19 protein-coding genes are annotated in these 19,637 nt (G+C 54.8%); 9 read left to right on the forward strand and 10 right to left on the reverse strand.

The features are described 5' to 3' along the window. A complete protein-coding gene (locus JXR15_RS12360) occupies window positions 1-420 on the reverse strand; it encodes a hypothetical protein (RefSeq protein ID WP_422053511.1) in 420 nt (139 codons plus the stop codon). Window positions 421-462: 42 nt separating this feature from the next. Further along, a complete protein-coding gene (locus JXR15_RS12365; RefSeq protein WP_422053512.1) occupies window positions 463-1,572 on the reverse strand; it encodes a PQQ-dependent sugar dehydrogenase in 1,110 nt (369 codons plus the stop codon). 159 nt (window positions 1,573-1,731) lie between these two features. Here JXR15_RS12365 and JXR15_RS12370 point away from each other — a divergent pair, with 159 nt between their 5' ends. The 6 genes from JXR15_RS12370 (at window position 1,732) to JXR15_RS12395 (ending at window position 7,601) form a co-directional block, all read left to right on the forward strand. Then, complete coding sequence (locus JXR15_RS12370) at window positions 1,732-2,919, forward strand: ABC transporter substrate-binding protein (RefSeq protein WP_422053513.1); 1,188 nt, start codon at window positions 1,732-1,734, stop codon at window positions 2,917-2,919. A 94-nt stretch (window positions 2,920-3,013) separates the two neighbouring features. Then, complete coding sequence (locus tag JXR15_RS12375) at window positions 3,014-3,796, forward strand: ABC transporter ATP-binding protein (RefSeq protein ID WP_299420939.1); 783 nt, start codon at window positions 3,014-3,016, stop codon at window positions 3,794-3,796. 97 nt (window positions 3,797-3,893) lie between these two features. Further along, on the forward strand, window positions 3,894-4,721 hold the full coding sequence (locus JXR15_RS12380) for an ABC transporter ATP-binding protein (RefSeq protein WP_299420942.1): 828 nt from the start codon (window positions 3,894-3,896) through the stop codon (window positions 4,719-4,721). 4 nt (window positions 4,722-4,725) lie between these two features. Further along, a complete protein-coding gene (locus JXR15_RS12385) occupies window positions 4,726-5,244 on the forward strand; it encodes a hypothetical protein (RefSeq protein ID WP_422053514.1) in 519 nt (172 codons plus the stop codon). A gap of 45 nt (window positions 5,245-5,289) precedes the next feature. Then, the gene (locus JXR15_RS12390; RefSeq protein WP_422053515.1) at window positions 5,290-6,300 is read left to right on the forward strand and encodes a branched-chain amino acid ABC transporter permease; all 1,011 of its coding nucleotides are present in this window, start codon (window positions 5,290-5,292) and stop codon (window positions 6,298-6,300) included. Then, the gene (locus JXR15_RS12395) at window positions 6,297-7,601 is read left to right on the forward strand and encodes a branched-chain amino acid ABC transporter permease (RefSeq protein WP_422053516.1); all 1,305 of its coding nucleotides are present in this window, start codon (window positions 6,297-6,299) and stop codon (window positions 7,599-7,601) included. The genes JXR15_RS12390 and JXR15_RS12395 overlap by 4 nt, the downstream gene beginning before the upstream one ends. Window positions 7,602-7,668: 67 nt before the next feature. Here JXR15_RS12395 and JXR15_RS12400 read toward each other — a convergent pair whose 3' ends face one another. Beyond that, entirely contained in the window at window positions 7,669-9,216 is a 1,548-nt protein-coding gene (locus JXR15_RS12400; RefSeq protein WP_422053517.1) for a helicase HerA-like domain-containing protein, read from the reverse strand. Window positions 9,217-9,284: 68 nt separating this feature from the next. Beyond that, a complete protein-coding gene (locus JXR15_RS12405) occupies window positions 9,285-9,644 on the reverse strand; it encodes a hypothetical protein (protein ID WP_422053518.1) in 360 nt (119 codons plus the stop codon). Window positions 9,645-9,698: 54 nt separating this feature from the next. Between JXR15_RS12405 and JXR15_RS12410 the strand changes: the two genes are divergently transcribed. Then, window positions 9,699-10,304, forward strand: a complete 606-nt coding sequence (locus JXR15_RS12410; protein ID WP_422053519.1) for an invasion associated locus B family protein — start codon at window positions 9,699-9,701, stop codon at window positions 10,302-10,304. A 72-nt stretch (window positions 10,305-10,376) separates the two neighbouring features. Here the strand turns inward: JXR15_RS12410 and JXR15_RS12415 are convergent, their stop codons facing one another. Genes JXR15_RS12415 through JXR15_RS12430 form a run of 4 tightly spaced genes read right to left on the reverse strand, consistent with a single transcriptional unit; the run spans window position 10,377 to window position 14,658 of the window. Next, on the reverse strand, window positions 10,377-11,585 hold the full coding sequence (locus tag JXR15_RS12415) for a beta-ketoacyl-[acyl-carrier-protein] synthase family protein (protein WP_422053520.1): 1,209 nt from the start codon (window positions 11,583-11,585) through the stop codon (window positions 10,377-10,379). Between the two features lie 32 nt (window positions 11,586-11,617). After that, a complete protein-coding gene (locus tag JXR15_RS12420; RefSeq protein WP_422053521.1) occupies window positions 11,618-11,881 on the reverse strand; it encodes an acyl carrier protein in 264 nt (87 codons plus the stop codon). 45 nt (window positions 11,882-11,926) lie between these two features. Next, window positions 11,927-13,018 carry a UDP-3-O-(3-hydroxymyristoyl)glucosamine N-acyltransferase gene (lpxD, locus tag JXR15_RS12425; RefSeq protein ID WP_422053522.1) on the reverse strand — a complete coding sequence of 364 codons (1,092 nt, stop codon included), beginning with the start codon at window positions 13,016-13,018 and terminating at the stop codon, window positions 11,927-11,929. Window positions 13,019-13,050: 32 nt separating this feature from the next. Next, complete coding sequence (locus JXR15_RS12430) at window positions 13,051-14,658, reverse strand: L,D-transpeptidase family protein (protein ID WP_422053523.1); 1,608 nt, start codon at window positions 14,656-14,658, stop codon at window positions 13,051-13,053. A gap of 354 nt (window positions 14,659-15,012) precedes the next feature. Between JXR15_RS12430 and JXR15_RS12435 the strand changes: the two genes are divergently transcribed. Continuing rightward, entirely contained in the window at window positions 15,013-15,558 is a 546-nt protein-coding gene (locus tag JXR15_RS12435) for a YcbK family protein (RefSeq protein WP_422053721.1), read from the forward strand. Between the two features lie 94 nt (window positions 15,559-15,652). Here JXR15_RS12435 and JXR15_RS12440 read toward each other — a convergent pair whose 3' ends face one another. Both JXR15_RS12440 and JXR15_RS12445 read right to left on the reverse strand, forming a co-directional pair. Then, window positions 15,653-16,594 carry an ABC transporter transmembrane domain-containing protein gene (locus JXR15_RS12440; protein WP_422053524.1) on the reverse strand — a complete coding sequence of 314 codons (942 nt, stop codon included), beginning with the start codon at window positions 16,592-16,594 and terminating at the stop codon, window positions 15,653-15,655. A 71-nt stretch (window positions 16,595-16,665) separates the two neighbouring features. Then, window positions 16,666-17,049: a hypothetical protein gene (locus tag JXR15_RS12445; RefSeq protein ID WP_422053525.1), complete on the reverse strand. Its 384-nt coding sequence runs from the start codon at window positions 17,047-17,049 to the stop codon at window positions 16,666-16,668. Between the two features lie 216 nt (window positions 17,050-17,265). Between JXR15_RS12445 and JXR15_RS12450 the strand changes: the two genes are divergently transcribed. After that, on the forward strand, window positions 17,266-19,608 hold the full coding sequence (locus tag JXR15_RS12450; protein ID WP_422053526.1) for an ankyrin repeat domain-containing protein: 2,343 nt from the start codon (window positions 17,266-17,268) through the stop codon (window positions 19,606-19,608). Window positions 19,609-19,637: the final 29 nt, after the last annotated feature.

Consider the following 19,637-nt stretch of genomic DNA (forward strand, 5'->3'; position numbering starts at 1 on the left):
CTAGAAACGAGAAATGAACTTGGAAAACGTGGTGGTATGCTCCACGTGAATGACCTGTTGTTGCGCACCTTGTGTGTGCATCACTATATAGAGGTAAAGGTAGTCGCCACCCTCGGTCCAATAAGCCAACATCTCTTGGCGAAACCCGCTTTTTAGCGTGGCAGACTGCACCGTTGACGATCCAACAAAAGGATCAGGAAACGCCTCGCTCAACGCCGCATTGTACTCGGCCTTTTCCGAGTCACTCAGAACTAAATCCGGCTGGATCATATCGATCGCTTCACCAATTTCCTTGTTCATGACCAGTTCGTTGAACAAAGCCAGAGCCTGGTTGAATTGGGTCCGCAGATTGGTTTGTGCCTCTAGCGACGCAGACGCCGTTAAAACAAAGGCAGCGGAAAGAAGGCAATTCTTGATCATCGTGAATCCACAGAAAATTGAAACGGTTAGGGTCGTTTCAACCTATCCACCCGGTGTCATTCGGTAAAGCGTTCCTTTGTCTTCAGACAAGAACCAAATACCACCGCCAGGTCCCTCGCGCACGTCCCGAACACGTTTCGTGCTTGGGCCTTTGAGTTTTTCGACTTCTCTTGGTGCGGCTCCAGAAAGTCGGCTGATGTAGTCAAACTTCAAGCTACCGACAAAGAAATCGCCTTTCCACTTTGGCCAGAGCTTGCCCGAATAGATCATAAATCCAGAGGGGGCGATTGACGGGTCCCAATAAAATGCCGGTTGCCGCATGCCAGATTTGGCAGTGCCCTCCCCGATCTTGAACCCTGAATAATGTGTGCCGTAAGAAATCACCGGCCAGCCATAGTTTGCGCCTTTTTGGATCAGATTGAGTTCATCCCCGCCCTTAGCACCATGCTCCACAGCCCAGAGCCGCCCACTTATGTCCAGTGCCAGACCTTGCGGATTGCGATGGCCAAAGCTCCAAATTTCCTTTTGCGCTCCACCGGTTGCATAAAAGGGATTGCTGGCAGGAACCGCCCCATCTGGTGAAAACCGCACAATTGATCCTTCATGTCTCTCTAGAGACTGCGCCGCAGGACGGTCCCCGCGCTCGCCAATGGTGACATAAAGAGTACCGTCTCTGGCTTGCACAATCCGGCTGCCGAAATGTCGTCCTCCCGAACTCCCAGCTGCCATCTCAAAAATCTTCCTTTGGTCAGAAAGACGCTTGCCGTCCTCTGATAGGCGCGCGCGCATTACAGCCGTACCAGCACCGCCTTTTTGTTTGCTGACATAAGAAAGAAACACGGTTCGTGACTGCTCAAAGTCATTCGCCACAATAACGTCGAGTAAGCCGCCCTGCCCCTGAACGTGAATCGGTGGGAGGCCTTTGACAGTGGACCTGACACCGCTAGCGGTAACATGTAAAAGCTTACCGCGTTTTTCTGTGATCAATAGTTCGCCACGAGGTAAAAAGGCAAAGGCCCAAGGCCCCTTTAAGCGTTCAACAACCGCGGAAATATGAACCTTGCCTTGGGATGTCTCAAGTTCCGAAGACACCGCAACCGTTGGGAAAGATACGAGTAAAAACAGAGCAATAGATCGAATTCCGCAGCGCATAATATCCCGTCCAAAGGTTGAGGAAACACCTGCTCTCACCTTCACACATTCTGCGCCAGTTGCATGATCAAAAATCAGTCATCGACCTCTTTTCTTTTGAAATCTCCCCGCATAGGCTCAGCCTCGGAACAACAAAAAAACCAATAGGGAGTTTCCAAAATGAAAAAGCTGCTCTTGGCATCCGCCACTGGCGCATTGCTGGCTGGCGCCGCATCCGCAGAAGAAATCAAGCTGGGTGTGATCCTCGGCTTCACCGGTCCAATTGAATCTCTGACACCATCCATGGCTGACGGTGCGGAACTGGCGATGAAAGAAGTGTCTGACAGCGGCAAGCTGCTGGGCGGGTCCACCGTTGCTTCAGTGCGTGCTGACTCCACATGTGTTGACGCCGCAGCTGCTTCCGCAGCAGCAGAGCGTTTGATCACGTCGGAAGGCGTGAAAGGCATCATGGGTGCAGACTGCTCCGGTGTGACTGGCGCGATCCTGAATAACGTAGCCGTTGCCAACGGTGTTGTGATGGTGTCCCCATCCGCGACCTCCCCTGGCCTGAGCCACGCCAACAACGAAGACAACGGCCTGTTCTTCCGCACCGCGCCATCTGATGCCCGTCAGGGTGTTGTGATGACCGAAGTGCTAATGGAGGAAGGCATCAAAGAAGTTGCCGTGACCTACACCAACAACGACTACGGCAAAGGTCTGGCAGACAGCTTCCAAGCTGCGTTTGAAGCGGCTGGTGGCTCTGTGACCATCAACGCGGCACACGAAGACGGCAAAGCGGACTACTCTGCGGAAGTTGGTGCGCTGGCATCCGCGGGCGGCGATCGTCTGGTTGTTGCCGGTTACGTTGACCAAGGTGGTTCCGGCATCGTGCGCGCTGCAATCGATTCCGGCGCGTTTGACACTTTCCACTTCCCAGATGGCATGATCTCCAACAAGCTGCAGGAAAACTTCGGTGACGAAATCGAAGGGTCCACTGGTCAGCACCCAGGCACCGACAGCCCTGGCGCTGCGAAGTTCAACGATTTGGTTGGCGGCGCGTTTGACGCAACATCTCCTTTCACACCAGAAAGCTACGATGCGGCGGCACTGATCCTGCTGGCGATGCAGGCGGCTGGTTCTAGCGATCCTGCGGCATACAAAGAGAAAATTATGGACGTGGCCAACGCACCGGGCGAGCAAATCTTCCCTGGCGAGTTGGGCAAGGCGCTTGATATCCTCGCGGGTGGCGGAGACATTGACTACGTGGGTGCAACTGCGGTTGAGCTGATTGGTTCCGGTGAGTCGGCCGGCAACTACCGCCAGATCGTCATCGACGGCGGCAAGATCGAAACCGCTAAGTACCGCTAATCACTTGTTGATTTGAGACCCAAAACAGCCCGGCTTGTCCGGGCTGTTTTTCAATATATAAGGCGCGGCACGAACTGCGCATGGGGGAAATGCTATGATCGTCGTAGAAGACGTTCACAAACATTTTGGGGGGTTTCGCGCTGTAGATGGGGCGAACCTGAAAATCGAACCGGGGTCAATCACCGGACTTATCGGGCCAAACGGGGCCGGAAAAACCACTCTTTTCAATGTGATCGCCGGGGTTTTGCAACCAACTTCCGGACGGGTGACCATGGACGGCGAAGACATCACCGGACTGCCGCCACATGAGCTCTTCCATAAGGGCCTGTTGCGGACGTTTCAGATTGCTCATGAGTTCAGCTCGATGAGCTGTCGTGAGAACCTGATGATGGTGCCTGGTGCACAGTCCGGTGAGACGCTTTGGAACACCTGGTTTGGTCGTAAACGGATTGCAGACGAGGAGCGTGCGCTGCGGGCGAAGGCCGACGAAGTGCTTGAATTCCTTACAGTTGAGCATCTTGCGGATCACAAGGCTGGTCAGATTTCCGGCGGTCAGAAGAAGCTTCTGGAGCTGGGGCGCACCATGATGGTGGATGCCAAGATCGTGTTCCTTGATGAAGTTGGCGCTGGTGTAAACCGCACACTGCTGAACACCATTGGTGATGCGATTATCCGTCTGAACAAAGAGCGAAATTACACGTTTGTGGTGATCGAGCATGACATGGATTTCATTGGGCGCCTGTGTGACCCTGTGATCTGTATGGCCGAAGGCAAAGTGCTCGCAGAAGGCACTTTGGATGAGATCAAAGCCAACGAACAGGTGATCGAGGCTTACCTCGGTACCGGGCTCAAAAACAAGGAACAGCTGAACGCATAAGGGCCAAAATGGCACGTCGGTATTGCGTCTGTATCGCGACTGTATCGCGGAGGTGCAACAATCGATCCCAAAATGCGATTTCAGCGGGGAGTGAGTGATGACGGGAAACCCGTATCAGGACGATCGCGGCAACAAAGACGCCACGATAGCCAACCCCAAAGGCGGAAGCGAAATGACGCCCGCCGTGGGGACCGGCAAAGAAATGAACACAACGGACGCTTTCTTGGTTGGCGACAGCATGACCGGTGGCTACGGCAAAGATGGGCCAGACATTTTGCATGACTGTACCATTGCGGTGAATCCGGGTGAGATTGCCGTGATTGTTGGCCCCAACGGTGCTGGCAAATCGACAGGCATGAAAGCGGTGTTTGGCATGTTGAACCTACGCCAAGGCTCGGTGCGACTGGATGGCGAGGACATCACAAGCCTCTCGCCTCAAGCTCGAGTTGCCAAGGGCATGGGGTTTGTCCCGCAGGTGAACAACATTTTCACCTCGATGACAGTGGAAGAAAACCTCGAGATGGGCGCGTTCATCCGCAAAGATGACTTTCTCGACACTATGGAGCAGGTCTACGGTCTCTTTCCAATCCTGAAAGACAAACGCAACCAGCCCGCGGGCGAATTGTCTGGTGGTCAGCGTCAGCAGGTGGCCGTGGGCCGCGCGCTGATGACCCAGCCAAAGGTGCTGATGCTCGATGAACCAACTGCAGGTGTGTCGCCCATCGTGATGGACGAGCTGTTTGACCGGATCATCGAAGTGAGCCGCACGGGCATCCCGATCCTGATGGTTGAACAAAACGCCCGTCAGGCTTTGGAGATCGCCGACAAAGGCTATGTGCTGGTGCAAGGCCGCAATGCCTTTACTGGCACCGGCAAAGACCTTCTCGCGGATGAAGAAGTCCGCAAATCGTTCTTGGGGGGGTAGTACGATGCGCAGTTTAGCGCTCATGATTGCCTGCCTTCTGCCGGCTACCGCACAAGCGATTGTCGTTACCCCCTATGCACCGGTCGCTTTGCAATGCAGCTCTGTAAAGCTTTGCGATAAAACAGGCGTGTGCACGGATCATACCGGAGCGGCTGCACGCTTGTCCATGGGACAAGACACCTTTGCGACACGACTTTATATTGGCGGCGACAAGTTTGACGACTGGCAACGTCGGGTCGATGTATCAATGACTTCAGGTTGGAAAACTTCACCTCAGTCGACTTATCGCCAGATGAGCATGGTGCCTAAGATCGACCGGATGTGGAAAACAGCCCACAAAGATGAGCGGCGCAACGGCTGGATTGGGCCAAAAATGCCACCTCTTGAAAGGAATTTTCAGCAAGCCGAAGCGGGCATCTATCGGCTCTACCACACGCGAACCATTCCCAATCCTGAGCCTAAGCCGTTTCAATCCAACAAACGCGAGATCATCGTGTTCGATTGCACAATGGAGACACTATGACCCGGCGCAAAAACAAAAATCAAACGACGCGGGAGAGGTAACTAAATGGACTTTCTCAACGCCCTTGTGGCGCTTTCTAACTTTGTCATCATCCCCGCGATTGCCTATGGCAGCCAACTGGCGCTTGGCGCGCTGGGTGTTACGCTGATCTACGGCATTTTGCGGTTTTCCAACTTTGCCCATGGCGACACTATGGCGTTTGGCGCGATGCTGGCCGTGTTGATCACATGGCTGCTGCAGTCGATGGGCGTGAGCTTCGGCCCGTTGCCAACCGCGCTTCTTGCCCTGCCATTTGCGATTCTGGGTACGATGGTATTGGTGCTGTTCACGGATCGGGTGGTCTATCGCTTCTACCGCGAACAAAAGGCCAAACCAGTGATCCTGGTGATCGTGTCGATGGGCGTGATGTTTATCATGAACGGTCTGGTGCGCTTTATCATTGGACCAAACGATCAACGCTTTGCCGATGGCGAGCGGTTCATCATCTCTGTGCGTGAATTCAAAGCAATGACCGGCCTCAAAGAAGGCCTGGCCATCAAAACCACACAAGGCATCACCGTTGTGGTGGCTGTGATCTGTGTGGCGCTGCTCTTCTGGTTCCTGAACCGCACCCGCACGGGTAAGTCGATGCGCGCCTATTCGGACAACGAAGATCTGGCACTGCTGTCCGGGATCAATCCCGAGCGTGTGGTGATGTACACATGGCTGATCGTGGCCGCATTGGCGACCACCGCCGGTGTGCTTTACGGCCTCGACAAATCCTTCAAACCCTTTGTCTACTTCCAGCTTTTGCTGCCTATTTTTGCTTCGGCGATTGTTGGCGGTCTTGGCAGCCCGTTGGGTGCTATTGCTGGTGGTTTTGTGATTGCGTTTAGCGAAGTCACCATCACCTACGCATGGAAAAAAGTGCTGAAATACATGCTGCCGGAAAGTTTGGAACCGTCCAGCCTCGTGCAGCTTTTGAGCACAGACTACAAATTTGCCGTCAGCTTTGTGATCCTGATTGTGGTCCTGCTGTTTAAGCCAACCGGCCTGTTCAAGGGGAAATCGGTATGAGCGATACAACAAGAACTGCCGCTCTGTTTGGGCTGGTCTTTGCGATGATTGCACTGACCGGCATAATGCAGAGCTGGAACGTCGCCTTGCTTATTCTAAACATGGGTTTGATCTCTGCCATCATGGCTTTGGGAGTAAATCTGCAGTGGGGGTTTGCAGGCCTGTTTAACGTGGGTGTCATGGGCTTTGTCGCTCTTGGTGGCCTGGCTGTTGTGCTGACCTCTGCGGCCCCGGTTGACGGCGCGTGGAGCGCTGGCGGGTGGCGGATAGTCATCGCCTTGCTGGCAGGTGCTGGGACAATTGTTGGCACCGTGATGGTGCGCCAACGTATGGCTACCGGGCGTGCGCGTAACATCGCAACCATTGCCATTTTGGTTGTTGGCTTCTTCCTGTATCGCGGCATCTTTGATCCAGGTGTGGCCGCTGTGGAAGCGATCAATCCGGCGCTGCAAGGCAACCTTGGTGGTTTAAACCTTCCGGTTCTGCTGGCCTGGCCCATGGGCGGTTTGTTGGCATCGGGTGTGGCTTGGTTGATTGGCAAGACCGCGCTTGGTCTGCGTTCCGACTACCTTGCCATTGCGACGCTGGGCATTGCCGAGATCATCATCGCGGTGATGAAAAACGAAGACTGGCTGGCCCGTGGGGTGAAGAACGTCGTGGGGCTGGACCGTCCGGTGCCTTATGAGATCGATTTGCAAAACACCTCCAGCTTTGTGAACCGCGCAGAGGGACTTGGGCTTGACCCAGCGACCGCAAGTTCGCTGTTTGTGAAGCTCAACTACTCGGTCCTGTTTGCCATTGTCTTGGTGATCATCTTTGTCATGGCGCAATTGGCACTGAAGAGCCCATGGGGCCGGATGATGCGCGCCATTCGTGACAATGAAGTTGCGGCCGAAGCCATGGGCAAAGATGTGACCAACCGTCACTTGCAGATCTTTGTGTTGGGGTCTGCGGTCTGCGGCATTGCCGGTGCAATGATGACCACACTGGACGGCCAGTTGACGCCGGGAACCTACCAGCCCCTGCGCTACACCTTCCTGATCTGGGTGATGGTGATTGTGGGTGGCTCCGGCAACAACCTTGGTGCCGTGCTGGGTGGTTTCCTGATCTGGTTCCTTTGGGTCCAGGTGGAGCCAATGGGGCTTTGGCTGATGGAGGTCATCACCGCCGGCATGCCGGAAGGCAGCGGGTTGAAGAAACACCTGATCGACAGTGCAGCCCATATGCGGTTGTTGACCATGGGTGTGATCCTCTTGTTGGTGCTGAGGTTCAGCCCCCGCGGTTTGATCCCGGAGAAGTAAAAAGAAAGGCGCCCCACTGGGGCGCCTTTTGACTTTGGCGACGGTATTTGTCGAAGAAGAAGCCGCCCTAGCGCCCTTTGAACAAGCCACCCAGCACGCCACGCACGATGCGGCGACCTGTGGTTCCGGAAAGCTCTTTCATCACCATTTTGGTCATCGCCTCGCCAAAGGTATCATCCGCACGCACACGCAGCGTTCTGGCCGAAGAGCGGCGGACACGGGACCCGGAATAGCGGCGGGCGGCAGTGAACTCGCGCTCCATGGGCGCCATGTCTTCTTCACGCGCTTCCAGTTGTTCTGCTTCTTGAGCGGCGGCCTTCGCGCGGTTGGTGAGAATTTCGTACGCGGAGCGGCGGTCCACGGGCGTGGTGTATTTGTTGGCCAACGATGACGCGGCCAACACCGCTTTTCGCGCGGTTACAGACAGCGGTCCAAGTTGCGAGGATGGAGGGCGGATCAAGGTACGCTCGACCACCCCCGGCACACCCTTTTTCATCAGCATAGAGGTGACGGCTTCCCCGACCCCAACTTCACGAATGGCCTCCTCGGTAACAAAACGCGGATTGGGGCGGTAGGTTTCAGCTGCCAAACGCAGCGCCTTCTTATCACGCGCAGTGAAGGCACGCAGGGCATGCTGCACTCGATTGCCTAGTTGGCCAAGAATGTCTTCGGGGATGTCATCCGGGTTTTGGGTGACAAAATAGACGCCCACACCTTTGGATCGGATCAGACGGGCGACCTGCTCAACCTTGTCAACCAGCGCCTTGGGGGCGCCATCAAACAACAGGTGCGCCTCGTCAAAGAAGAACACCAGTTTGGGTTTGTCCGGGTCGCCCACTTCCGGCAGGCTCTCGAACAACTCTGAGAGGAGCCACAGTAGGAAAGTCGCATAGAGCCTTGGTGCGCCCATAAGCTTGTCGGCTGCCAGAATATTGATCTGGCCGCGGCCATCTGAAGCGGTGCGCATCAGATCCTCAAGTTCCAACGCCGGCTCGCCAAAGAGTTTGGATGCGCCTTGATTTTCCAGCACCAGCAGGCGACGTTGGATCGCCCCAATGGAGTTCACAGAGATGTTGCCGTAGCGCAGAGACAATTCGGCGCGGTGCTCGCCAACCCAAACCAAAAGGGCCTGCAGGTCTTTGAGATCCAGCAAGGGCATACCCTGCTCATCCGCCAGCCGGAAGGCGATGTTGAGGATGCCTTCTTGCGCCTCGCTGAGCTCCATGAGACGCGCCAGCAACAATGGTCCCATCTCAGCCACAGTGGTACGAACCGGATGGCCTTGATCGCCATATAGATCCCAGAAGGTAACCGGAAAGGACTCATAGCCAAAATCGTCACATCCAATCTTATCTGCACGCGACGTAAAGGCCTCGTGCAGTTTGAACTCCGCTGAACCAGCGGCAGCCAGTCCTGAGAGATCACTTTTCACGTCAGACAAAAAAACCGGCACACCCGCTGCGGAGAAACCTTCTGCGAGAATCTGCAACGTAACGGTCTTGCCTGTGCCTGTTGCACCGGCAATCAAGCCATGTCGATTGGCATATTTCAGCGTCAGGCCCTGCTTTTGCGCATAATCCGCACCACCGCCACCTAGAAAAATCTTACCGTCCATCAGTCGCTTACCCTTCAGATCCCTTATTTTTAACGCCCAAATTCGCGCGTCACATTTATTGTTAACCTTTATATGGCAGTTTCGTAACTGTTCTGGAACAGCCCAAACGGGTTTGGAACGGAACTCCTCCCTGTTGAGACTGGCCGCACTTTATGTGCGGCCTTTTTTTTGAGCAAAATCAGCGCGGAAACTTCGATTTTTCCGGTTGACCAAAGGTCCAATTCTTCGTAGCGTTTCGGCAATAAATAAGTCGGCCAGTCCGACGGGGAGTGAAAAATCTGGAAAAGGGCCTTTGCGGGCCCTTTTTCTTTTGTCAGAAGCATCCCGTGTTTCGCTGCGTAATAGCTGCCGCCTTGCCGCTTGTCGAAACCTAAATCAGCAAGTTTCTGCTGGAATACACCGGCTTTTAGGAAAGCCAATCCTGACAAGTCTTCTAGGCCATGCTAAGCGATCTTAATCACATCCAAAGGACTGAGACAGACATGCGGAACTTCACTTTCTTTGCGACAGCCATTTCTTTGGCCATGATGGCCAGCTCGACATTGGCGCAAGGTGTACCCTCTCTCGCGGACGGCTCATTGGCCATGGGCGAAGCGGTAAGTGAAGCAGCGAAACCGCAATCTCCGGCACAGCTGGAAGAAAACGTATCCTCCGAAATCATCGGGGACTGGGATCTTCAGTGCGCGACCTCAGGACCGGAACCACGCCCTTGCCGCCTGTATCAACTTATGCGCGATGACAGCGGCAACCCTGTTTCTGAAGTAACGCTTTTCTCGCTGCCGGTTGCGGAAGGCGAAGCTGTGGCTGGCGCCACTGTGATTGTCCCACTGGAAACCCTTTTGACCGCCCAGCTGACCATGTCAGTGGATGGCAAAACCACGCGCCGCTACCCGTTTGCGTTTTGCAACCAGCTTGGATGTATCGCGCGCATTGGCTTGAGCGCCGAGGACATCACCAACTTTAGGAACGGCAACAAAGCAGTTCTCAGCATTGTTCCCGCACTGGCCCCGACCCAATCTGTGAATGTGAATATGTCGCTGACCGGCTTCACCAAGGCTTTTGAGAAAGCTGTTAACAACGGCCAGTGACGCTGCCATTCGGTGAAACTTTGACGCCGCCGTCTTTCAAGTCGGCGGCTTCTTCATTGCAGAATTGGCGTGCTAAACGCTGCGCAATGCCAACACGGCGTTCAATCCGCCAAAGGCAAAAGCATTGGACAGCACAACATTCACAGAAGCATCTCGTGCTTCATTGGGCACCACATCCAAAGCACATTCCGGATCCGGCTCTTCGTAGCCAATGGTCGGCGCAATTACCCCCTCGCGCAAAGCCATGATGCAGGCCAGCAATTCCACCGCGCCAGTACCGCCTATCAAATGCCCATGCATCGACTTGGTTGAGGACATCATCAACGTGTCCGCATGTGGTCCAAAAACATCCGCAACAGCGCTGCATTCGGTTTTGTCATTGGCTGCAGTCCCAGTACCGTGCGCGTTGATATAACCAACCTCTTCGCGATTGACCCCAGCGTCCTGAAGTGCGCCAGCGATGGCCCGAGATGCCCCCTGACGCGATGGCATCACGATGTCTGCAGCATCTGAGGTCATGGCGAACCCTATGACCTCGGCCAATATCTCAGCACCGCGCGCCCTGGCGTGGTCCATCTCTTCAAACACAAACACACCAGCGCCTTCGCCCTGCACCATGCCATTGCGCGTGGCTGAGAACGGGCGACAGGCGTCTTTGGACATCACGCGCAGACCTTCCCAGGCCTTCACGCCACCAAAACACAACATTGACTCCGTGCCACCGGAGATCATCACTGGCGCCATACCAGAGCGGACCATCTGAAACGCTTGCGCCATGGCGTGATTGGAACTGGCACAGGCCGACGCCACGGTGAAGCTTGGCCCTTTGAGATTGAATTCCATGCTGATGTGACTGGCAGCTGCATTGTTCATCAACTTGGGCACCACAAAGGGATGCACCCGGTTTTTGCCGTCCTCATAAACGGTGCGGTAGTTCTCATCTAGCGTCTGCATGCCGCCACCGGAGTTGCCCAACACGACACCGGATTTGGCAGACAAAGCTCCGGAAAACTCGAGTCCGGATTGAGCCAAGGCCTCACGGGCGGCAATCAGCGCAAATTGGGTGAACCGGTCATAAAGCGCCAATTGCTGGCGGTTGAAAATGGTGTCGGAGGCAAAATCACTGACTTGCGCGCCAATCTGCACAGCAAGCCGATCCACATCGCGCATTTCAAGGGGACCGATGCCACAATGGCCTTCTTTCATAGCGGCAAGCGTTTGCGGCACATCGTGCCCCAAGGCATTGATAGTACCTGCGCCTGTGATGACGACCCGTTTCATAGACCCTGCCCTGCTGACTTGCTGAGTATGTTTTACGCGGCTGGTGTGCCATCCACCAGTTTTTCAATTCCGGCAATGATGGTGGCCACGGAAGAGATATCAAAGTCACTCTTTTCAGGCTCATTGGCATTAAAGGGAATTGTAATGTCGAACTCTTCCTCAATGGCAAAAATGCTCTCGACCAAGCCGAGGCTGTCAATTCCCAAATCTTCCAGCGTGTTCTCCAGGGTCACATCGGACGGTTCCAGCACCGCTTGTTCCGCGACAATTGCAATTACCCGGTCTTTGACACTCATAGTCTCATCCTTTGATAGACAACGCGCTCGATTTAGGGAGGCGTTTTAAGTCTTTGAACCCAGTTTTGAAACGGTTTTTTGAAGATCTGCAAATTGCTTGGCCAAACGAGGCAAACGACGCAAGGCCTTATACATTTCCAGATTTGTGTCCATCTTGACAGCGGGAGAGCCAAGCACAACCTGACCGGCCGGCACCCGGTTCATCATTTTGGTGGCCCCACCAGCGATCACATTGTCGCCAATGGTGGTGTTGTCGGTGACGCCGCATTGACCGCCAAACACCACATTGTGTCCAATGACTGTAGAGCCTGCGATGCCTACCTGCCCCGCAAACAGGCAATCGTTACCGACAACCACATTGTGGGCAATGTGCACAAGGTTGTCGATTTTGCAGCCATTGCCAATTCGCGTATCACGCACTGTGCCATAGTCGATGCAGGTGTTGGCGCCAAGTTCCACATCGTCACCAATGGTAACCGCGCCCAAAGAGTGAATACGTGCCCAAACTTGTTCGTTGACGTCGCCTTGATCCCCAAGAGAAGCGCGGGCCTTTTCCACGCCACTGGCTTCTGGGGTTACAAATGACATGCCATCGGCTCCGATACGCGCACCAGGTTGACACCAGAACCGGTCACCAATGGTCACGCGTGCACCAATAGAAACGTGATCACGCAGAAGCCCGTTTTCGCCAATGCTGCTGTCGGCGCCAATGTGGCAAAACGGGCCGATTACCGTGCCCGCGCCAATCGTGGCACGAGGCCCAATCACGGCGTATGGTGCGATGGTTACATCTGCGGCAACCGTGGCGGTGTCATCGATCAATGCGGTTGGATGAATGCCTTTGGGGAAGTGTTGTCCCGGGTCCATCATGCGGGACAGGCCCGACATGGCATACCGGCCGCGTTTGGCGGTGATCGCCGCCTCCAGCCCCATGCTTTGCCAATCGGCCCCATCCCAAAGCAACGCAACGCGCGCCTGGCCTTTGGCGAGGCCGTCTGCAAACTTGGGATTGGTCAAAAGGGCTAGGTCGTCAGGGCCAGCCGAAGCTGGCTCTGAGACACGTTCTACAATCAAATCGGTGTTGCCATGCGCCTCCGCGTCAATTGCCGCAGCAATGTCCTGAACAGTGAACGCCATGCACGAACCTCCGAAGTGATATTGGAGGCGTTTTATCCCTGATGAGACGTCAACACCACCCCTTCGTTGGCCAGCGCATTCCAGATTTTGGCGTCACGGCCATAGATATCACGGCGATACTGCGCTGGTCCTTTGGCTTCGGTGTAGGCGGTGCGGTAGATGATATGCACCGGGATTGGCTGATCCAGATCCACACGGGTTTCGCGGCCTGTGTTCAGAGTTTTGTGGAAGAAGCTTTTGGGGGCACTCTCCTGAGGTTCCAAAAGTGTGTAGGCAAAATCAAACGGCTGTTGCAGGCGAATACAGCCGTGGCTGTAGGCGCGTACTTCGCGAGTGAACAACGCTTTTTGCGGTGTGTCATGCAGATAGATGTTGTGCTTGTTCGGGAACATAAATTTCACCAGCCCAAGCGCGTTGCGGTTGCCGGGGGCCTGCTTCATATCAAAAGGGAAGTTGCGGGTGGTGAACTGAGAGAAGTCCACAGAACCCCGGTTCACAGTTTGACCACGGCTGTTCACCAGACGCAGGTAGCTCACCGCATTTGGGTTCCGCTTCAGCATCGGCAGATATTCTTTGGTCGCAATCGAACGTGGCACATTCCAGGTTGGGTTGATCACCATATGGGTCATGGTGTCGGAGAACTCCGGGCTGCGGCGGTCAGATTGGTTTTTGCCAATCACAGACCGGGTGCGGAAGGTTAGCTTGCCGTCGTCAATCACTTTGGCGGTAAAGTCGGTCAAGTTGACAAGGATTTCACGTCCTACGATGTCACGGGTCAACCAACGCTCCCGTTCCATTGCCACCATGATCGACTTCAGACGTTCTTCGGCGGAAACGTTGATTTCTGTAATGGTGCCTTTGCCAGCGACGCCGTCACTTTCCAAACCATGCGCGATTTGAAACGCCTGAACAGCTTTTTCCAGGTCACGGTCGTACTGTGCGGTTGCGGAGCGCTGCATAAAACCCATGCGCATCAAACGATCGCGCAGGGCAATCACCGCATTGCCGGTATGACCCGGCTCCAATTTGGCCACAGGCACAGATTTGCCCCAGCCCCCGTTGGCGATCAGACGCTGCAGACGCAGCTTCTCTTTCATCAGGCGGGTGTATTCTTGGGTCTGCGGCGCCAGAGAGCGCAGGAAGGCCTTGGGGTCATCTGCCTCTGCAAAGCTGTGAACCAACTCTTTACGGTCGCGGCGTTGAATTTCCCGCACAATGCCGCTGTCCACGCGCGAGGGAACCAGCATACCGGAATTGATGTCACGGGCATATTTCAAATAAGCTTTGGTCAGGGCCACTTCGACCATGCCCAAATCACGGACACTGCGGGCGCCGGCCATCTGTGCCACCAGTTGGTCAGGATTGTACCGTTCTGCGGGAAGTGCGTGATCCTCTACTCGACCGAGGGCCGAAATGAGGGCTTTGCGGCGCGCAACGAAGGAATCACCCTCCCCTGTCCACACCGGTTCATAGGCTGTTTCCCGATAAAACGCGGCCACATCCGCATCTCGCGCCGCAGCTTCTGCAACGGCCTGTCTAAAAGCCGGAAAAGCTTGCGCCGCGCCTGAAAGCACCAAAACTGCAAAAATCGAGGCGAAAAAAGAACCGAGAATTCCGCGCGTTAGCATCCTGTGAACCATGTTACATTCCCAAAGTAAAAAGCCGTCCTGTAGGGTCGCTGAGTATAGTCTCGCCTGTCCAATCACAAGTTCGCAAACTGAATAAACCTTTATTCAACTGTTGCCGTGTTACCCAGATGATGTCGGGACCAGATGGAACACACTTCTCCATCAATTAAGCAAAGTTTCGCCGAAATATGGCACCAGGCTTGGTCAAGACAGAAAAGAACTCTTGGTTGAATATTCCCTATGTGGCATAAAATCCGCACATCTGAGGGGATGAAGATGAACATACGCCCGCGTAACATCGCGGTGGCAGGTTAGCGACGGGACAGGCGCTGAAACATGAATGAACCAAATGACTGCTCTTTGAGCATGACACGGCGCGGCCTGCTGGGCGCGTTTGCAGCAACCGCACTTGTGGCGGCACCAACTTATTCCAAGGCCGCAGGCTTCCTGCGCGGTGGAGGCGACATTCGCCGATTGAAGATGTACTCCGGTCGGACCGGTGAACGTATCGACACAATCTATTGGGTTGAAGGCAAATACATCAAAGACGCGGTGAAAGAAATCAACGCGTTTATGCGGGACTGGCGTACCAACGAGGTGATCAACGTCGACATCCGCACAGTTGATATCATGGCGGCGGCGCACAACCTTATGGATGTGAATGAACCCTATATGTTACTTTCAGGTTACCGCAGCCCAAAAACCAACGCGATGCTGCGCTCCCGCTCTCGCGGAGTGGCTAAAAACTCCCTGCATATGAAAGGTCAGGCCGCGGATTTGCGCCTTGGATCCCGCTCTGTGCATCAGATGGCCAAGGCCGCAGCTGCCTGTCGCGCCGGTGGCGTTGGCCGGTACTCCGGTTCCAACTTTGTGCACATGGACTGTGGTCCCGTGCGTCAATGGGGCCGGTAAACATCCCTCTTTCTGGTGGCTGTCCCATTACCAGTTCAGAATATTCAAAGGCGCCGCGTTCGGCGCCTTTTGTTTTGCGATAGTGATTATTGGCCTAGGATTTTTGAGCGGATTTGGCGTTAAGGCCTTCGCCAACAATTAGATCAAATTTGACCCGTACGGAGCTGAGTTCTTTATAAAAATTCAAAAGAAGACGCCAAGGCCCATTGATTTTTTCCAAGGCCGAAATAGATGCGACAACCGTTCCGATATCCGAACGCCCTTCCATCATCAGAAAGCCGCCGATCATCAATATGCCAACAAGCCCAATGCCGCTGAGAATGTTCATCATGAACTTCATCGAGAGCTTCAGTCGAAAAATGCCGCGGCGGGTTTCATAAATTTGGTCAAAATCATCAAGCACCGCCTGTTGCGCAGCTTCCATTTCTGCCAGGTTCTCCTCGGACAAGGTTCCAGCAGCGTGGCGCAGCACAATTGTGCGTTCCTTTACGCGTTTGTTCACCCGCTCCTGCAAAAGGAGCACAATAAAGGCCTGCGGTACCACCACAGCCACAAGAAAGCCGCCAAGATAGGGTTGGGTTGCGGCCACAAAAGACACAACGGACACCAACGTGCCCAACTGTACCACCGGGTTGGCCAGTGCCTGCCCCACAAAGCGTCCAACTTCCTCCGATTCCGCAGAAATGATCGTCGCAATTGTGCCGGTTGATTGTTTTTGGATCGCCAGGTCCTGTGACGTATCGTGGCGCGCTTCGTAAACCGCTGCACGTATTCGCCGGATCGTGGCTTCCCCCAGAAGGTTGCTGCGATAGTTCAGTATAAATTTGAAGATGTTGGTGACCACAATCACCACCAAATAACCACCGCACATCCAAAGCAAGGTCTGAACTTCAAGGTCCGGTCCAAGACTGTTGATGATGTCTTTCTGAAACTGAAGCGGCACCGCGGCCAAAGCGGCCACAACAAGCGACAGGGCCACCAAAAGGATTTGCACCTTCCCGGTGGCCCGCAAAATACGAGCATAGAAGCGGATCATGATCTCATCTCAAGGCCAGCCTGCGAACAGGCAAAATCAGCGCAAACTCAATCACCTAACCGCTAAGAAGTCTAGCCTTCGTAGCGCCAACCACCGCGTCGCTCGGCCAACTCGCGCTCGCCCGGCAAAAGTGTGCCCAGTTTAACCTGACCGGCCCTGGATGCGTTCTCAGAAACCATGGACGCTGTTTCTGTCACGGCGGGCGGCGCTTCTGCCGTCGAAGGGTCGGGCGTTTCTGCGACTGGCGTCACCTGATGCGCGGTTGCACTGCGCACCGGATCGGTGACCTCAGTAACTTTGGATCGGCCAAGTTGAACCACGACAAAAAATGCCGCTGCAGCGAGCACCGCCGACAAAAACACGTTCCAGCCAAATCCCAAAATTGTGATCAGCAGAACCGCAAAAGCGGCCAACAGAGCAACGGTCGAACTTTTCTTTTTTGTGTCTTGAGCCATATGTGTTCCTCCCCGAACTGGCAAAACTATAGATCTCCCCTGCCATACCACCTAGGAAAACATGGGCTTTGCCAATTGGCCTTTGGTCGCAACCTCCCCAGAAACCGCAATCGCCCTGCGTGGATCGCCAGCATTTTATACATCGAAGAGTCAATTTTCAGAGTCTCTCAACTTCTTCTCGCTAGTCGATATGGACCAACCAGTGGGAGCTGAAAATTGGATCAACTAGTAAAAGCCGCCTCCGCAGAAGATCTCTTCGCGTTGATAGACGCGGCACCAACCGACGTTCAGACCGGCCCGATTGCAGGGCTGATGAAAGACGGCGATATCTCTGACCTTATGTTGTCTGTGGTCGCTGGTGATTTTGATGCGGTGCGTGAAAATGCCAAAGTGGGCAGCGGTGTGAACTTTCAGGGCGCGTTCGGCACCAGCCCGCTGTTGTTTGCCGCCACACTGCAAGAGCCAAAGATCTTCCGGTTTTTGCTCGACAACGGCGCACGCATTGACCTGAACCTCGCCGCAGATGCCTCCGCTGTCACATGGGCGGCGCGCTATGGGTCCATCGAAACCATGGCCTGCGTCATTGAGACAGCCCTAAAACGTGAAGACCGCTCCCACGCGATTTTCTTTCAGGCGTTGGAAGGCGCCGTTCAAGCCCATGCTCCAGAACCAAAACTCGACCGCCTGGTGGGCTTTGGCTTCAACTTCATCTTACAAAGCCCACAGAAATGGGGCCCGATGCACGTTGCGGCGCGATTGGGCTCTATCGATGTCATCAAGAAGCTGACCTGTTATGGCCTGGATGTATCCGACTCAGGCGACAGCGGCCGCACCCCATTGCATGTCGCTGTGGAGGCCTCAAATTATGAGACTTTGAAAGCGCTGATTTCGCAAGGTGCGGACTTGAATGCGCAAGACAACCGTGGCGAAACCCCAATTTTCTATGCTTCCAGCACCGACGGCGGACGCATGTTTGACACGTTGGTCGAACTGGGGGCCGATCCGGCTGCACGCCGCAAAGATGGCGGCACAATCTTGCATAAGGCCGCAGCAGCAGGAGATGTCCGCCTGTATGAACGGTTGATTGGCAAAGGCATTGGCCTTGAGGATCAGGATTCCAAAGGCAACACCGCCTTGCACGCGGCATCAGCTGCGAGTCAGCTGGTCGCAATGCGCAAGTTGCACACCCTTGGGGCTGACCTGGAAGCGTTGAACGCCCGGGGCGAGACACCAATCTTCCTGACCATCAATGCGGACAATCCGGCAGCGTTCCGGGCTTTGGAAACATTGGGCGCCGATCTGACCAAACAGCGCAAATACGGCGCCAGCCTGCTGCACGACGCCGCGCGGTGGGGACGTTTGGAAGTGTTGCAAACCCTGCTGGAACGCGATGTCAACGTGGACAGCAAAAACGAATTTGACGAAACACCTCTGCATTTCGCCGCCAAGTTTGGCCACGTGGAGGCCATCCAAAAACTGCATGAGTTTGGCGCCAACTTGGAAGCCGAAAACAAGCAAGGCGAAACCCCGATCAACAGTTCGATGGAGGCCTTGGGCCGTGTGTCCTTTGCCACTCTGTCGCAGCTTGGTGCCAACACCAAGACCCTCAACCGCTTTGGCGAAGGCTTGATCCACTCCTCTGCACGCTGTTCCGACTTTGGGATTTTTGAAAAGGTGATTGAGGAAGGCGTCGACGTCAACGCCACATCCGAGATTGGCGAAGGCGCATTCCACTATGCCGCGCGATCTCCGCTGGCACAGAAGAAATTCGAAGTGCTGACGCTTCTGGGGGCTGAAATTGAGGCCGAAGATGACCGTGGCCGCACTGCTATGCACTCGGCCGCAGAAGCCAAAAACATGCCCGGCATCACCGCGCTGTATGACATGGGTCTGAGCCCTATTGCACAGGACAAACAAGGCGTTACACCTTTGCACCTCGCCGCCGGTTCAAGCCGGTCTGAAGGTACAAAAGCAATCAAGGCTTTGGTTGGTATGGGCGCTGACCCCAACGCAACCGACGGCAACGGGCGCACACCACTGCATGCAGCTGCGGAGTCTGGCCATGCCAGCAACATTCGCGCGCTGATCAAATTGGGTGCCAAAATTGATGTTGTTGACCCGAACAAAAACACACCGCTGCACCTTGCGATCATTGCGGAGAAAAAAGACACCGCTGATGAGCTGTGTAAGCAAGGCGCCAACATGGACGCACGCAATATTGACGAACGCAATCCGCTGCATCTTGCTGGTCAGGCCCAGACCCGTCGCATGGCGCTGATCCAACTTCTGATCAAACGCGGCGCGGACATCAATTGGCGTACCGGCCTTGGCGAAACCGTGGCCCATATGATCGCAGAGGACGACGACCTGAAACCTGTGGTTCTGATCCGTCATATGGAAGACTTGGCTGATCTGGGGGTCGATTTCTACTTCCGCAATCGCAAGGGTCTTGGAGCACTGCAAATTGCCCAGGAACACATCGAAAGCTTTGGCGAAGAATGGGAACGCAAAAAAATTGCAGACATTCGCAAAAAGCGCGGTCGCGTAAGTAAGAAGTGACCACTAACATAAAAAGGGCGGCCGAGTTG

The organism is Shimia sp. (assembly GCF_049116215.1).
Classification (GTDB): Bacteria; Pseudomonadota; Alphaproteobacteria; order Rhodobacterales; family Rhodobacteraceae; genus Shimia.

Excerpts from the sequence above, each read along its gene's own strand:
- JXR15_RS12420 (WP_422053521.1), bottom strand. The coding sequence starts at position 11,881 with ATGAGTGTCAAAGACCGGGTAATTGCAATTGTCGCGGAACAAGCGGTG.
- JXR15_RS12380 (WP_299420942.1), top strand. The coding sequence starts at position 3,894 with ATGACGGGAAACCCGTATCAGGACGATCGCGGCAACAAAGACGCCACG.
- JXR15_RS12375 (WP_299420939.1), top strand. The coding sequence starts at position 3,014 with ATGATCGTCGTAGAAGACGTTCACAAACATTTTGGGGGGTTTCGCGCT.
- JXR15_RS12435 (WP_422053721.1), top strand. The coding sequence starts at position 15,013 with ATGACACGGCGCGGCCTGCTGGGCGCGTTTGCAGCAACCGCACTTGTG.
- JXR15_RS12400 (WP_422053517.1), bottom strand. The coding sequence starts at position 9,216 with ATGGACGGTAAGATTTTTCTAGGTGGCGGTGGTGCGGATTATGCGCAA.
- JXR15_RS12410 (WP_422053519.1), top strand. The coding sequence starts at position 9,699 with ATGCGGAACTTCACTTTCTTTGCGACAGCCATTTCTTTGGCCATGATG.
- JXR15_RS12385 (WP_422053514.1), top strand. The coding sequence starts at position 4,726 with ATGCGCAGTTTAGCGCTCATGATTGCCTGCCTTCTGCCGGCTACCGCA.
- JXR15_RS12430 (WP_422053523.1), bottom strand. The coding sequence starts at position 14,658 with ATGGTTCACAGGATGCTAACGCGCGGAATTCTCGGTTCTTTTTTCGCC.
- lpxD (WP_422053522.1), bottom strand. The coding sequence starts at position 13,018 with ATGGCGTTCACTGTTCAGGACATTGCTGCGGCAATTGACGCGGAGGCG.
- JXR15_RS12445 (WP_422053525.1), bottom strand. The coding sequence starts at position 17,049 with ATGGCTCAAGACACAAAAAAGAAAAGTTCGACCGTTGCTCTGTTGGCC.
- JXR15_RS12360 (WP_422053511.1), bottom strand. The coding sequence starts at position 420 with ATGATCAAGAATTGCCTTCTTTCCGCTGCCTTTGTTTTAACGGCGTCT.
- JXR15_RS12440 (WP_422053524.1), bottom strand. The coding sequence starts at position 16,594 with ATGATCCGCTTCTATGCTCGTATTTTGCGGGCCACCGGGAAGGTGCAA.
- JXR15_RS12370 (WP_422053513.1), top strand. The coding sequence starts at position 1,732 with ATGAAAAAGCTGCTCTTGGCATCCGCCACTGGCGCATTGCTGGCTGGC.
- JXR15_RS12395 (WP_422053516.1), top strand. The coding sequence starts at position 6,297 with ATGAGCGATACAACAAGAACTGCCGCTCTGTTTGGGCTGGTCTTTGCG.
- JXR15_RS12390 (WP_422053515.1), top strand. The coding sequence starts at position 5,290 with ATGGACTTTCTCAACGCCCTTGTGGCGCTTTCTAACTTTGTCATCATC.
- JXR15_RS12415 (WP_422053520.1), bottom strand. The coding sequence starts at position 11,585 with ATGAAACGGGTCGTCATCACAGGCGCAGGTACTATCAATGCCTTGGGG.
- JXR15_RS12365 (WP_422053512.1), bottom strand. The coding sequence starts at position 1,572 with ATGCGCTGCGGAATTCGATCTATTGCTCTGTTTTTACTCGTATCTTTC.